Annotated in this window: 12 protein-coding genes and 1 pseudogene; 5 read left to right on the top strand and 8 right to left on the bottom strand. The window is 65.6% G+C overall.

What is annotated here, in order from left to right:
- Positions 1-20 precede the first annotated feature (20 nt).
- On the top strand, positions 21-242 hold the full coding sequence (locus H5J25_RS20505) for a hypothetical protein (RefSeq protein ID WP_225883314.1): 222 nt from the start codon (positions 21-23) through the stop codon (positions 240-242).
- 3 nt (positions 243-245) lie between these two features.
- Here the strand turns inward: H5J25_RS20505 and H5J25_RS02785 are convergent, their stop codons facing one another.
- A complete protein-coding gene (locus H5J25_RS02785; protein ID WP_225883313.1) occupies positions 246-839 on the bottom strand; it encodes an arylesterase in 594 nt (197 codons plus the stop codon).
- 433 nt (positions 840-1,272) lie between these two features.
- Between H5J25_RS02785 and H5J25_RS02780 the strand changes: the two genes are divergently transcribed.
- The gene (locus H5J25_RS02780) at positions 1,273-1,866 is read left to right on the top strand and encodes an alpha-ketoglutarate-dependent dioxygenase AlkB (protein ID WP_202094526.1); all 594 of its coding nucleotides are present in this window, start codon (positions 1,273-1,275) and stop codon (positions 1,864-1,866) included.
- 83 nt (positions 1,867-1,949) lie between these two features.
- The gene (locus H5J25_RS02775) at positions 1,950-3,302 is read left to right on the top strand and encodes a serine hydrolase domain-containing protein (protein WP_202094524.1); all 1,353 of its coding nucleotides are present in this window, start codon (positions 1,950-1,952) and stop codon (positions 3,300-3,302) included.
- A 40-nt stretch (positions 3,303-3,342) separates the two neighbouring features.
- On the opposite strand, the gene H5J25_RS02770 is transcribed toward H5J25_RS02775, so the two are convergent.
- From H5J25_RS02770 to H5J25_RS02750, 5 genes are all read right to left on the bottom strand, one after another.
- Positions 3,343-4,086: a TorF family putative porin gene (locus H5J25_RS02770; RefSeq protein WP_202094522.1), complete on the bottom strand. Its 744-nt coding sequence runs from the start codon at positions 4,084-4,086 to the stop codon at positions 3,343-3,345.
- A complete protein-coding gene (locus H5J25_RS02765; RefSeq protein ID WP_202094520.1) occupies positions 4,083-4,532 on the bottom strand; it encodes a hypothetical protein in 450 nt (149 codons plus the stop codon). The genes H5J25_RS02770 and H5J25_RS02765 overlap by 4 nt, the downstream gene beginning before the upstream one ends.
- A 118-nt stretch (positions 4,533-4,650) precedes the next feature.
- Positions 4,651-5,763 (bottom strand): PepSY-associated TM helix domain-containing protein, encoded by a 1,113-nt coding sequence (locus H5J25_RS02760; protein WP_202094518.1) that lies wholly within the window; start codon positions 5,761-5,763, stop codon positions 4,651-4,653.
- 56 nt (positions 5,764-5,819) lie between these two features.
- Positions 5,820-8,039 (bottom strand): TonB-dependent receptor, encoded by a 2,220-nt coding sequence (locus tag H5J25_RS02755; RefSeq protein WP_225883312.1) that lies wholly within the window; start codon positions 8,037-8,039, stop codon positions 5,820-5,822.
- An 84-nt stretch (positions 8,040-8,123) separates the two neighbouring features.
- A complete protein-coding gene (locus tag H5J25_RS02750; RefSeq protein ID WP_202094516.1) occupies positions 8,124-8,579 on the bottom strand; it encodes a hypothetical protein in 456 nt (151 codons plus the stop codon).
- A 186-nt stretch (positions 8,580-8,765) separates the two neighbouring features.
- Here H5J25_RS02750 and H5J25_RS02745 point away from each other — a divergent pair, with 186 nt between their 5' ends.
- Positions 8,766-10,772 (top strand): S9 family peptidase, encoded by a 2,007-nt coding sequence (locus H5J25_RS02745; protein ID WP_225883311.1) that lies wholly within the window; start codon positions 8,766-8,768, stop codon positions 10,770-10,772.
- A gap of 58 nt (positions 10,773-10,830) precedes the next feature.
- Here H5J25_RS02745 and H5J25_RS02740 read toward each other — a convergent pair.
- Positions 10,831-11,498: pseudogene (locus H5J25_RS02740) on the bottom strand (HPP family protein).
- Between the two features lie 150 nt (positions 11,499-11,648).
- On the bottom strand, positions 11,649-13,394 hold the full coding sequence (locus tag H5J25_RS02735) for a response regulator (RefSeq protein WP_202094514.1): 1,746 nt from the start codon (positions 13,392-13,394) through the stop codon (positions 11,649-11,651).
- A gap of 318 nt (positions 13,395-13,712) precedes the next feature.
- Here H5J25_RS02735 and H5J25_RS02730 point away from each other — a divergent pair, with 318 nt between their 5' ends.
- On the top strand, positions 13,713-13,850 hold the full coding sequence (locus H5J25_RS02730) for a hypothetical protein (protein WP_202094513.1): 138 nt from the start codon (positions 13,713-13,715) through the stop codon (positions 13,848-13,850).
- Positions 13,851-13,853: the final 3 nt, after the last annotated feature.

The raw sequence follows: 13,853 nt of genomic DNA, 5'->3' as shown, positions 1-13,853 counted from the left end.
CATCGACGAGGCGGCCGTCATTGGCAATGTTTCCGCCGGAACTAATCCAGGTCAGCGAGAAAAGGCGGGCCAAAAACGGAGCGGTTCAGGCGGCTTTTCGTTGGTCGGGAAACAGTCGCGGAATGGTTATGCAGAAACAGACCCAGCCCAAGGACCGCCGGTTTCTCAAGATCGTCGTGGGTGCGCTTATCGCGTTGCTCATCCTGATCGTGATCATCGCCCTGGCGACCGACCCCCGCTGACGGTCAGGCGACCGACGCGGCCCGTGTCGAACCTCCCAACGCGGCGACCACGGACGGCAGGATATTGCGTGCGACGATGCCGACCGCCTTCGCACTCGGATGGATGCGATCGGCGATCGTGAGGTCCGCCGCCCCGATCGCGCCGTTCAGGAAGAACGGGTAGAGCGGGACACCGTGCTTCGCCGCCAGACCGGGATAGATGGCGTTGAACCGCGTGGCCACGGCGCCGAGGAACGCAGGCGCGACCATCCCGGCGAGCAGCACGCTAATCCCGCAGGACTCGAATTCCGCAAGGATGGCATCGAGATTTCGCCGGGTCGCGGCGGGATCGACGAAGCGCAGCATATCGTTCGCGCCCAGTTCGACGATCGCCAGATCGGGTTTCGCTCGCAATCCGGACAGCAGGCGCGGCAACCGGGCCAGGCCGCTGCGCGTCGTATCGCCGGATACACCGGCATTCCGGACCTGTGCCGTCGGGAAGGACTGACGGAGCAGCGCCTGCAATTGCGCCGGGAACGACTGCGACGCCGGAAGGCCATAGCCCGCGGTCAGGCTGTCGCCGAATGCCAGAACATGGGGATAGGCCGTGTTCGCCATCGTCATCGCGAACCGCGCCGCGGCGTGTGGAAGGCGGCGTCGCGGCGGTCGGTCATCAGGGCCGAACCTGTGTGCGGGCCGCGACCGACCCGCGCTGAAAGATCGAGCATTCTGTCTCCTCGGGGATGCGCCTGAAATGGGGAGCCGACCGGGGAATTTCCACATGATCGAAACAGCTTATGATCGTCTTGGGCCGCACCGCAGATACGCCGCGCCTCTTGAAACCGCCGCACCCGAACCCCAGTTAATGATCACTGTTCAACAACGGAAAGGAGGTGGTCCAATGTCTCATTGTCAAACGCCATTGGCGACACTGAACGCGAGCAAGACCTTCCTGTCGGAGAGCGTCTCCGCGTAAGGATTGTCGTCCAAGGCCGACAATGGAAAGGCCGTCCCGAAAGGGGCGGCCTTTCGCTTTTCAAGCTGGATCGTGATGCGGGATTTGTTCGATACTCCGGTTCTGCCGGGCCTGAAGACGGGCGAGGACTTCGTCACGAGCGCGGAAGAGGCCGCGCTGACGGCGATGATCGACCGGGTCGACCTGTCGCCGTTCCGGTTTCAGGGGTGGATCGGAAAGCGCCTGACGCACAGTTTCGGCTGGCATTACGATTTCGATCGCGGTCACCTGGGCACGGCCGAGCCGATGCCCCCATGGCTGGACACCATCCGCCTTCGTGCCGCGACGTTCGCCGGTGTCGACGCCGAAGCGCTCGTTCAGGCGCTGCTGATCCGGTATGATATCGGCGCGGGGATCGGCTGGCACCGCGATCGCCCGCATTTCGAGCATGTGATCGGGATTTCGCTCGGTCACCCGGCGGCGATGCGGTTCCGGCGCCGTGCCGGAGACCGGTTCGAACGGACGACCGTGCCGCTTCCGCCGCGGGGCATCTATCATCTGAGCGGCGAGGCTCGCCATGACTGGGAACATAGCATCGCCGAAATGGCGGCGCGGCGCTGGTCGATCACGTTCCGTAGCCTGTCGGCCAAGGGTCTTCGGTTGGCGCGTGCGGCGGGCGGGGCGGACTAGACGCGGCGGTGATGCCGGGCAGGCGACCTGCCCGACAGTCGAAACGCATTGCGGATGCACCGTGGTGGTGGAATGAAGCCGGGATGCGTATTTTCAAGACGATTTGCATCGGCATAGCTCTCGCGCTTCCTGCACAGGCGCAGGTCGTTCCGCAATCTTCGGCCGGCACGTATCAGCGTGCGGTGGCGGCGGGGTACAAGGCGGCGATCTATTGCGCCGGGATCTTCAATGCGGGGCGCTCCTCCGCGCAGATCGACGCCGACGAACTGCGCGGCATCTATTCCGAATATGACAGGATCGTGCCGAGCCTGACCGCGACGGTGGACCGGTCTTCCGCTTCGGTGACGGTGCCGTTCGATGCGACGTTGCCGCCGCGGCGGGCTGTATGGAGCAAGGGGCGCGGCTGCACGACCTTGCCGATCGGGAGCAGGCAAGCCCCGAGCCGAGCTGGCAAGGCGCCGCCGTCCATCGCAGGAGCGGACCCCCGCCCCTGGCCGATGGGCGACGCGGGTATCGCGCCGCGACCGTCCGCCGCGATGAACGGTATCGTCGAAAATGCGTTCAAGGACGCATATGGTGCCGGTACCAAAACGGTCGGCGTGCTGGTGATCAAGGACGGCCGCGTTCTGGCGGAGCGGTACGGCAGCGGCTTCGGCCCGTTCGTTTCCAATCGCACCTGGTCGGTAGGCAAGTCGATCGCGGGCACGATGATCGGGCTCGCCAACCCCGCTGCGCTGAACGCGCCGGCAGCGATCGCGCAATGGAAGGGCGGCGATCCCCGGCGGACGATCACGATGAATCATCTGTTGCGCATGGCATCCGGGCTGCACAGCGACACCGCCGGGAACCGCACCGATGCGATCTATTTCGGCGGCACCACGGTCGACGAGCAGGCTGTGTCCTGGCCGCTGGAAGCGGCGCCCGGTACGCGCTTTCGCTATGCCAATAACGATATCCTGCTCGCCATCTATGCCACGCGGCAGACGGTGGGAGAGCAGAGATATCGGGCGATGCCGGACGCTTTGTTCGGCCCGCTGGGCATGTCGCATACCGTCGCGGAAGCCGACTGGCACGGCAATTACGTGCTTTCCAGCCAGGTCTGGTCGACCGCGCGCGATCTCGCGCGGCTGGGGCTGTTCTGGATGCAGGACGGGGTTTGGGCGGGCAAGCGGATGCTGCCGGCGGGCTGGGTCCGCACGATGACGACGCCGAGCGGCCCGCAACCCGCAACCGGCCCCGGATATGGCGCGACCTTATGGTTGTTCGGGCCGAAACAGGGCCTGCCCGAGGGAAGCTTCGCCGCGCAGGGCAACCGCGGGCAATATGTGATGGTCATCCCGGCGAGAAAGCTGGTCGTCGTCCGCCGCGGCGAGGATCCGGGGGCCGCGCGGTTCGATATCGCGCGCTTCGCGGCGGATATCAGCGCCGCGGTGTGACCGGTCGATCGGCCTGCCACGCCGGGATGACGTGCCTATATTAGAAGGAATATTGCACGCGGCCGACGATCCGGTCGGTCGCGTTGGATAGGTCCGCATAGCGGCTGGCCGCGCGGTTTTCGGATATGTTCGTGCCGATATAATCGACGCCGATCGTCAACCGGTCGCGACGATGCTCGAGCCCGAGCCGCCAATTGCTGTAGCTTCCGCCGGGGCGAAGCCGGTCGGCCCGGTCGGCGTTCCGAACGCTTCCGGACGAGTGCCCGACCTCCGCGACTGCAGTAAGTGGCGTGCCGGGGATCCCGGCATTGGCATAGGCATAGGCATAGACGTTGCTGCCGCCGATCGCCTTTTGCGATGGCGCGGCGATCACGCCGAGCATCGCGTTGAGCGGGCCATAGGTATAGCCCGCCGATACACCGCCCTCGACATAATCCCTGCGACCGCGGGCGCCGACAAAGGCGTGGCCCGTCACGTCGGTCTGGACGCGAACGGCGCCGAGGTCCCACCCCGTCCCGACCGACAGATCGACGACGGCATCGGCACCGTCATGCCGCACGCTGTTGCGGGTCGAGACGGCACGCGCCGACAGGTCGAGCCGCCCGATCGAGGCGCGGACGTCTCCGGAAATGGCGGCCCTCCCCTCGCTCCAGCTCAGGCCGCGGCGTTCTTCCTCAGTCGCGAGTTCCACGGTCGCGGAGCGATTGTCCTGCGCGAATGCGGGCGTGATGGTGCCGAGCGTCGCCGTCGCGATCGTGCCGATCAGTCGAACTGCATCTCTCATCCGGCGCGCTGGGCGCCGTGGATGCGATCGAGTTCGGCCCGCAGCGTATCGGAATCCTGCTGTGCCAGCGCCTGGAGATGCGTGCGCATATCGCCCGATCGGCTTGCGATCTCCGTCCGGATGGCGTGGCGGTTGGTCACGCACCAGCCGGGTCGCGTACCCGATATCGCCGGTTCGCTATCGATGCTGCGGACCAGCCGCGTGCCCGATGCGGCGACGGCATGCCGCTCCACCGACATGCTCGCCGACCAGTCGCAGCGCAGCGTCGAGGCTCGGCCGCCGGGTGCCACGGTGCCGACCTGCTTGTGCGTGACGACGACGTCGCCGCGATATTTCACATCGACCGGCCCGCTGTGATGATCGACCCTGTGCTGGTGATCCACCGTCATCGACAAGGCCGCGCCGGCGGCGGCCACCGCCAGTCCGGCGGCGAGAAAATAGGCCATCTTCGCTCTCCTCGTGTCGCCTAGGACCTGACGACATCGCGGTTAAGATACGCAAAGCCAAAGGGAAACGATCCGTCGGAAGCAGTTCCTTACAAAATTGGATGGCGACAGTGCGCGCTCAGGACAAGGCCAAGCGTGACACAGCGTCCCGGGCTTTGGCGGTGGCGACGCCCCTGCGGCGATGACGCCAGTGGATCAACCCGGTGCAGAACAGGAATGCCGGGACGAACCCCAACAGGATCGCAAGGATACGCGTCGTCGTTCCGCCCACCGTGCCGTCGTGCAGCGTGCGTATCCAGCTGGAAATCGTCGTCCGCGCGCCGAGGCGACGCACGTCGTGGACGGCGAGGACGTGTCCGGACGACTGGTCGACGAACACGAAGCTGCCGGGGAAGCGCGGGTGCGGATCGCCCGGCACCTGGAAGCGCATCCTGAACGGGGCGGTAGCGCTGTCTGGTATGTCGATAAACGTCAGGCGCCCGTCCGGCATCGCCCGGTGCGCGATGCCGAGCGCGCGTGCGATCGTCAACCGGTCTTGGCCCGAAGGCTGGGGCTTCACCGTCGGCACCGGCGCGGGCGCGATCAGGACCTGCGCGACCTTTGGCAAGGCGAGCAGGACGCCGGTCGCGACGACGATCAGGAGCAGTACCGAACTGATCAGCCCGGACAGCTTGTGCAGATCGTGCATGCGGCGGATCGGTGCGGCGTCGCGCTTGAACATCAGCGCCTTTCGCCAGCTTCCGCGTGGCCACCAGGCGACTATGCCGCTGATCAGCAGCAGCAGCATCGCGACGCCGGACCAGCCGACGATCTGCATGCCCGGATCGCCTGCGAGTATCTGCATGTGAAGCTGGTAGATCCACGTCATCAGATATCCGCCCCACGGTTCCGCGCGCACGACCCGCGCCCCGTCGGGCGAGAACCAGATCATCGTGCGGTCGGCGTGGTGGCCTTGCATCGCATAATAGCGCGCCGGGATCGCGCCGCCGTGACCGGTCACTTCCAGCGTCCATTTACCGCCGCCGGCATGCCAGCGCGCCCGACCGGTCGCGAGCGCGCGATCCCAGACCGGCGACCGCCAATCGGGTGCCGGTGTTTCGGCATCCGATTGCAGCACGGGATGCAGCGCAGAATCCACCTCGGTATAATAGACCAAAGCGGAACCGGTGAGGCCGAGCACGGCGAACAGCAGGCCTATGCCGAGGCCGAGCCACAGATGAATGCGGCGCACGACCTGCCGTGCCCTCGTCCGCGGCACGGGCCGGGACTCGATTGCCGCCCCGCCGTTCAAAATCGGGTCGCCAGTGCGATCTCGAACGAACGGGGTGCGCCGATATAGACGTTGGTCGTGGGATAGCCGGAATATTCGCCGTAAAAGGCGTCCGAGAGGTTGCGCCCGCGGATCGTGACGGTCGCCTTCCCCGCCACCGGGAAGGCGATGCTGGCATCGTACACGGTATGGCCGGCAACGCGAATCGTGTTGCCGGTGTCGGTGTAGAACGCGCCCGCATGTCGCGCGAACCCGCCGAGCGTCACGGTGCCGCCGATCGTGTACAGGGCCGATGCGTTGAGCGTGGTCGACGGGATATTGATCGGGCGGTTGCCGCTGCGATCGATCCGCACGCCGCCGACGAGTTCGGACAAATCGTCGTAGCGCGCATCGGTATAGGAAGCGCCGCCCGACAGGCGCAGCGCCTTTACCGGAACGATCGCCGCCGTCAGTTCGACCCCGCGCGATGACTGACGCCCGCCCTGCACCGATACCGCCGGATTGGTCGGATCGCGCGTGAGGATATCGCTTTGCGCGATATGATAGCCGGCCCCGGTCAGACTGAGGCGGCCGTTCCAGACGCTCGCCTTGAACCCGGCCTCGTACGATCGGCCCTTGGTCAGGCGGAAGCGGCTGTTGGCGATCGATGCGAGCAGGATCGAGGAGACCGGCGACACGGCGGTCGTATATTGCGCGTAGAGCGTCAGCCCCGGCGCGACATCCCAGGTCGTACCGGCACGCCACGACACGGGATCGAATGTCGGACGGTTGCGATCCACCGACCCGGTCGCGTTCTGGATCGTCGCGCGGTCCAGCGCGATGTGATCCCAGCGGATGCCACCGACCAGCAGCCATCCGGGCGTCAGGTTCAGCGCATCCTCCGCGAAGATCGAGCTTTGTCTCAGTTTCGAATCGAACGTCACGTTGGTCGTCGTAAAGATCGCCGCCGATGTCGGCCGCGGCGTCGCGACCGGATTGCGGACGTCGATCTCGGGCAAGGCGGACGTGGGTGCCTGTTGGCGCAGGCTTTCGAAATCCGTGTCGTTATGTTCGATGCCGATGCTGAACCGGTTGCGCAGGCCCGCGATCCGCCGGTCGTTTCCCAGCACGCCGCGCGCATTCCAGAAGCGGTGGTCGTGGCGGAAATCCTGATAGCTCTGGCGGAAGCTGCCGATCGGGAAGGCCGGTCGCGGCGCGACGAACGTCTGGCTGTCCGCCAACAGGAACGCACGATCCGCGGTATAGCCGGTCAGGTCGAGCGCCGCGGTCCAGCCATTCCCGATCGCCCAGTCGATCCGCGAGCGCACTGTCGTCTCGATCGCGTTCGAATAGGCGCCGGACGGATTGTAGTTGCGGCGGCGCAACGCCCGGTCCGCGACCAGCCCCGTGGACGATCGCACCGCATCGGACGGTCGCAACGCATATTGCCCGGGGATCAGCGGCAACCCCTGATAGGTCGCGTCGTAGCGATCCTCGAAATGATCGACCGCGACCAGCACGGACAAAGCATCGCTCGGTCGCCACAGCGCGCTGGCGGTCAGGCCGGAGGACGTCGTGCGGTTGTTATCGACATCGTACAGGCTGTTCGACCGTAGATAGCTGGCATCGGCGCGTACCGCGATCGTCCGGGATACGGGCAGATTGACCCCGCCCGCCGCCGAGACCGTATCGAAACTGCCGCCCGAAAGGAACGTATCGAGCCGGCGTTCCCCGATCACCGGCTTGCGCGTGACCTTGTTGATCACGCCCGCCAATGCGCCTTCGCCGTACAGCACGGAGGCGGGGCCTTTCAGTACCTCGATCCGGTCGTAATGCCAGGTGTTGGTATCGCGCTGAACGACGGTCGAGGTCGAGATGCGGACGCCGTCCTGCAGGATCGACACGGTATTGCCGGCGAACCCGCGCAGGCTGACGACGGCGGGATTGCCGGGCACGTTGCCGGCGACGGCGCCGACGACGTCATTGAACGTCTCGCGCGCGGTGCGCAGGCCGCGGGCCTGCAGATCCGCCTGGGTCAGGATTTCGACGCTGGCCGGCGTCTCGCGGACAGACAGGCCGAGCCGGCTGCTCGCCTGCGCACTATCGTCGAGCTTCAGCGGATCGCGCTGGCCGGTGACGACGATCGCCGCGTCGGCCGGGCGGGCGGACGTGGGTTCGGACTTCGCCTGCGCCGCTGCCGGGGCGGCAAACGTCAGGCACGGCATGGCGAGACACGCCATCACATGGGAACGGGACATGGAATACCTTCGACCGGCATCCGGCGACACAGGCCGGAACCGTGGACAAGTTCGTCCCGGAAGGCCGGGACGCGTACGGGTCGGTCAAGGCAGGGCTGGCGGGCCCCTGAGCGGCGGGCGCAGGAAGCTGCGCTGGACGACCGGCGGGGAGTATCCGGCGCGGTATCCGAGCAGCATGACGAAGGCGACAAACGTCGCGAGGAGGATCGGATCGACCGCGCCGAGCGCCGCGGCGGACAGGCCGGCAAAGGCGCACGGCAATTCGACCTTGGCGTGACCGCCGGATGGATCGTGGTCTTTCGCGCCGCCCTGATCGGACTGCATGCCATGATCGGGCATCGCCGCATGCATGCCGGACATGCCCGTCATCGCGTTCGCGGCCGGCGCGGTGATCGTCCCCGGACAGGCGATGATCGCGAAATGACCGCGACTGGCGTCGATCATGTATCCGGTAGGGACGATCAGTTTCAGCAGCAGCGCCGCCACGCAGATCGCAACGGCGATATGGCGTTGCGCGATCAGGAGCCGGACGTACTGCACACCCCGCGACTATCGCGGTTCGCCGTGCCTGTCACTTGGACATTCCGTCACACTAACCTGGGTTTGGCGTTTCGGTACGGCCCCAAGGATACACGGGGAATGCGGTATCGAAAGGCCCGGAATGGGCTTGCCGACTCCCGAGAAGCGTGATGTATTGCTAACACACGTAATCAGGGGATGGTGACGATGCGCAAGAGACTCTGGCTGGCGGCCATGACGGGAGCGGCAATGATGACGGCGAATGCAGGTGCGCAAAGCGCGGCTTCGGGTGTGCCGCTGATCGAGCGGGCCAAGCTGTTCGGCAATCCTACCCGCACCGCCGGGCAATTGTCGCCGGACGGAAAATGGCTGGGCTTCATCGCGCCGCGCGACGGCGTGCTCAACGTCTGGATCGCCCCCGTGGACAAGCCGGATCAGGCACGCCCGCTGACCGCCGAGAAGACCCGACCGATCCGTACATACTTCTGGTCGCCGGATTCGCGGCAGATCCTGTTCGTCAACGACAAGGGCGGCGACGAGAATTTCCTGCTGTACGGTGTTGATCTGACGAGCGGCCAGCAGAAGGCGCTGACCCCGTTCGAGAAGACGCGCGTCCAGATCATCGGGGTATCGAACACGATCAAGGATCGCATCCTGGTCGGCGTCAACAATCGCGACCCGCGCTGGCACGACGTCCATGAACTCAATTTGGCCACCGGCGCGCTGACGCCCGTCTTCCAGAATGACGGCTATGCCGGGTTCGTCGTGGACGATCAGCTGAAGATCCGGATCGCGGAGAAATCGCGCCCCGACAGCGGAATCGACTATTACCGCGTCGTCGCCAACAAGGTCGAGCCGACGCCGTTCACGAAAGTGGATTACGAGGATGCATCCTCGACCGCGCCGATCGGTTTCACGCAGGACGGCAAGACCTTGTACTGGACCGATGCGCGCGGCCGCGACACGCGGGCGCTGCTCGCGCAGGACATGGCGACGGGCAAGTTCACGACGATCGGCAGCGATGACCGCGCCGATGTCGGCAACGGGCTGACCAATCCGAAGACGGGTCAGGTCGAGGCCTATTCGGTATATTTCCACCGCAACGAATATGTCCCGGTGGGGGATGCGGTGAAGGCCGACCTCGCTTTCCTGAAGAGCCAGAACAAGGGCGAGTTCTTCGTCGGCAGCCGCACCGATGCGGACGACAAGTGGCTGGTCACGTTCGACCCCGTCACCGCCCCCGCCTCCACCTGGCTGTACGATCGAAAGGCGAAGGCGCTGAGCGAATTGTATACGCCGCGCCCGCAGCTCGTCGGCGCGCCTTTGTTGGCGATGGAATCGATCGACATCCCGACGCGCGACGGTCTGTCGATGGTCAGCTATCTGACCAAGCCGAAGGGTGCGACGGGTCCGGTGCCGATGGTGCTGCTGGTCCACGGCGGGCCGTGGGCGCGCGATGGTTACGGCTTCAACGGATATCACCAGTGGCTCGCCAATCGCGGCTATGCGGTTCTGTCGGTCAATTATCGCAGCTCGACCGGCTTCGGTAAGAAGTTCGTCCAGGCCGGCGACCGGCAATGGGGCCGCAAGATGCACGACGATCTGCTCGACGCGGTGGACTGGGCGGTGAAGCGCGGCGTGACGGCGAAGGACAAGGTCGCGATCATGGGCGGCAGCTATGGCGGCTATGCGACGCTCGCCGGATTGACGATGACGCCGGATGCTTTCGCCTGCGGCGTCGATATCGTCGGGCCGTCGAACCTGTTCACGCTGCTGAAGACGATTCCGCCATATTGGGAGGCAGGCAAGCAGCAGATGTATCGTCGCATGGGCGATCCCGGCACGCCCGAGGGACAGGCGCTGCTGAAGGAACGCAGCCCGTTGACCTATGCCGATGCGATCAAGAAGCCGCTGCTGATCGGCCAGGGTGCGAACGACCCGCGCGTCAACGTGGCGGAAAGCGACCAGATCGTCGCTGCGATGAAGGCGAAGAACATCCCCGTCACCTATGTCGTCTTTCCGGACGAGGGGCATGGTTTCGCCCGGCCAGTGAACAACATCGCGTTCAACGCGGTGGCGGAGAATTTCCTGTCCAAATGCCTTGGCGGACGTGCGGAGCCGGTCGGCGATGCGCTGAAGGCCTCGACCGCTCAGGTCAAGGCGGGGCAGGTCGACGGCGCGACGCCCGGAACCGCGACGCCTACGGGCAACTGACCACGTCGCCTGCCGTCGTCCGCGAAGGCGCGACGGCGGGCGGTTTCGAGCGGTGAAGCTATGTTCCCCGGCGCGTCGCGGCGTGGCGTTCGGCATGCGTCAGCAGCATATCCAGATCGTCGCGGCTGATATCGAACGTTTCGTGCATGTCCTCCAGCGCCGCATCGATATCCGCCGCGTGCAGGCCGGAAGGCGCGGCCGACGGCAATGCGGGAACGCTGACGTGCGGATAGGTGTGGCCGGTCGCGCGGTGCAGGAACATCGCGATCGACACCAGAGCGATAGAATTGATCCCGATCGGTGCGAAGGCGAACCCGTATCCCGCGGCCTGGATGCCGTGGCCCCCGATCACCGCGGTCAGCGCCGCCGCCCCGCCGGGGGATGCAGGCATCGCAGCAGCGACATGATCAGGATCGCACCGCCGACCGCAAGCCCCGCCGCGAGGGTCGGGTCCGGGACGAGGCGAACGGCCGTGACACCCACCAGCGTCGAGATGATGTTACCGCCGACGACCGGCCACGGCTGCGCCAATGGGCTGGCGGGCACGGCGAAGACCAGCACCGCCGATGCCCCAAGTGGCGCGACGATGACGGGCAGGTCCACGGCATCGAACGGCAGTTCACGGCAGATGACGATCGTCAGCGCGATCGCGACCGTGGCGCACAGGCATGCGACGAGCCGGTTCCACAGCGTGGCACCGGCGAGGATCGGTTTGAAAAGGGGCAAGATTCACTCGCTTCGAACTTGATGTCGGTCTGGACGGCGCCTGGCATATGGTGGCCGCGATGACCAATCACGATCGCTTCGCCGGACCTAAGGCCGACTATCGAAGATGGCGGCTATACGGGTCTCGCGCCGGTAGGACGGCCCTGCCGATCACTCCTCGGCCGATCCGTATTCCGAACGGCGGCGCCGCTGGGTGATGCCGCCCCTGTCCAGCGCCTGCCGGACACGGTCCAGCAAATCGGTGCGCCGATAGGGCTTGCCCAGAATATCGAGTTCGGATGCCTTGGGACCATCGGCGACCAGATCCTCGTTATAGCCCGTCGTCATCAGCACCGGCAGGGCCGGGTCGATCGCGGCGAGCCGCTCGGCCAGGACGATACCGTTTATCCCGCCGGGCATGACGAGATCGGTGAAGAGCAGGTCGGTCGTCCCGGCGGGCTGGCCCTCGAAAAGCTGGAGCGCAGCTTCCCCGTTTTCAGCGGTGGAGACGCGGTATCCCGCCTCCTCCAGTATCTCGCGCGACAAGGCCAGCACGTCGGGGCTGTCTTCCACGACGAGAATATGTTCGCTTGGCGTGCCTTGCCCGGGCGTGGCGACCACCGGTCTACGGTCGGGCAGCATAGCGGGCTCGGCTTCGGCATCGGCATCGGCGACGGGAAACAGCATCCGCACCGTCGTGCCGCTATCCAGATCGCTCTCGATCTCCAGCCGCCCGCGCGACTGCTGTACGAAGCCCGAGGCCATCGCCAGGCCGAGCCCGGTGCCCTTGCCGGTCGGTTTGGTCGTGAAGAACGGCTCGGTCGCGCGTTCGGCGACGTGGGCGGGCATGCCGTGGCCTTCATCCTTCACTTCGATGAAGATATAGTCGCCCGGCGCCAGTCCACGCGCCGCGGCATCGCCGTTGAGGTGCAGTTTCCCCGTGGCCAGCTCGACCACACCTCCATCGGGCATCGCGTCGCGCGCGTTGATGGCGATGTTCAGTACCGCCATCTCGAACTGTTCGGAATCTAGGATCGCCCTGGGCAGGTTGCGACGCAGGCTGAGGTGCAGATCCACCTGCTTGCCGATCGCCGTTTCCATCATGTCGGCAAAGCCGTTGATGCACGCGCTGACATCCACTGGGCGAGGGTCGAGCCGGGTCTTGCGCGCGAAGGCCAGCAACTGCCCGGTCAGCCGCGCACCCCGTTCGGCCGCCGCCTTGGCGCGTTCCAGATAGCGCCGCGTGCGTTCGTCCTCGACGCGCCCGCCGGCGAGTTCGAGATTGCCGTTCACGACCTGCAGCAGATTGTTGAAATCGTGCGCAAGCCCCGCGGTCAATTGCCCGACGGCTTCCATCTTCTGCGCCTTGGCCGACGCCTTCTCGCTTTCCCGGCGGCGCGTGACGTCCAGCTGGCTGGCGAAGAAATACAGTAATTTGCCCGACGTATCGTAGATCGGACCGATGAACACCGCATTCCAGAACGGTGTCCCGTCCCGGCGATAGTTCAATATCTCGAGCGCGACCGATTCCTCCTCGGCCACCGCATCGCGCAATTGACCAACCATCTCGCGGTCCGTCTTCGCGCCTTGCAGGAAGCGGCAGTTGCGCCCGAGAACCTCGGACTCCTCGTACAGAGTCAGATCCAGGAACGCCTTGTTGGCGAAAACGATCGGATTGTCGGGCTGATGCGGGTCGGTCAGGATCATCGGCATCCGCGTCATCTCGATCGCCGCGAAGAACACGTCGCCGCGATCGTCCAGCCCCGGCTTCGTGATCGTCGCCTCGCGCCAGTGATGTAGGCCGCGCGTCTCTATCGGCTCGCGCGCCCCCACGTCCGCGCTTCCCTTCGCCGGAACGCCGGAACTCTGCCCGCCGCCCTCGACATCCCGGTGTTCGTCTCGTTCGTTATCGTCCACGTCGTGTCTTGACCTCGCTGTCCGGAATCAGCGGGAAGACCACCTACCGCTCCGCCAAACTCCGGACTGCGCATAAGGTTCGATGAACCTGCTATAAAGTGTTTACGCCATACTTTTCATACGATTGGCGTGCAGGCGTTCCGAAACGGGAACGGCAGCCTGTTTGGCCCACGCCACCGCCACCGTTGGCATCCCCCGCCCCGGATTTGGACGATCAGGCCGTGGCGATGAAATGCCCATTAACCCACTGTAACAACCTAGCTGATTGCAGCCCACACAGTGATTTGAATAGCGTTCGTCTTCCCCATGGAGGCCGATATGTACCGTTGGATCATCGAGGCAGATATCTATCGCCTGAAGAAAGCGCTCCGGAACGATCCGCAGGACGCGGAACGCCGGACGCTCGAGCGGCGCCTCGCGCTCGCCGAAGCGCGCCTGACGGCTGCACGTACCTGATCG

Origin of the sequence: Sphingomonas aliaeris, assembly GCF_016743815.1 — a bacterium.
GTDB lineage: Bacteria > Pseudomonadota > Alphaproteobacteria > Sphingomonadales > Sphingomonadaceae > Sphingomonas > Sphingomonas aliaeris.
The sequence above is the reverse complement of the archived record's forward strand: the minus strand, read 5'-3'. Positions and strand labels throughout refer to the sequence as shown.

Excerpts from the sequence above, each read along its gene's own strand:
- H5J25_RS02780 (WP_202094526.1), top strand. The coding sequence starts at position 1,273 with ATGCGGGATTTGTTCGATACTCCGGTTCTGCCGGGCCTGAAGACGGGC.
- H5J25_RS02755 (WP_225883312.1), bottom strand. The coding sequence starts at position 8,039 with ATGTCCCGTTCCCATGTGATGGCGTGTCTCGCCATGCCGTGCCTGACG.
- H5J25_RS02730 (WP_202094513.1), top strand. The coding sequence starts at position 13,713 with ATGTACCGTTGGATCATCGAGGCAGATATCTATCGCCTGAAGAAAGCG.
- H5J25_RS02765 (WP_202094520.1), bottom strand. The coding sequence starts at position 4,532 with ATGGCCTATTTTCTCGCCGCCGGACTGGCGGTGGCCGCCGCCGGCGCG.
- H5J25_RS02775 (WP_202094524.1), top strand. The coding sequence starts at position 1,950 with ATGCGTATTTTCAAGACGATTTGCATCGGCATAGCTCTCGCGCTTCCT.
- H5J25_RS02770 (WP_202094522.1), bottom strand. The coding sequence starts at position 4,086 with ATGAGAGATGCAGTTCGACTGATCGGCACGATCGCGACGGCGACGCTC.
- H5J25_RS02745 (WP_225883311.1), top strand. The coding sequence starts at position 8,766 with ATGCGCAAGAGACTCTGGCTGGCGGCCATGACGGGAGCGGCAATGATG.
- H5J25_RS02785 (WP_225883313.1), bottom strand. The coding sequence starts at position 839 with ATGGCGAACACGGCCTATCCCCATGTTCTGGCATTCGGCGACAGCCTG.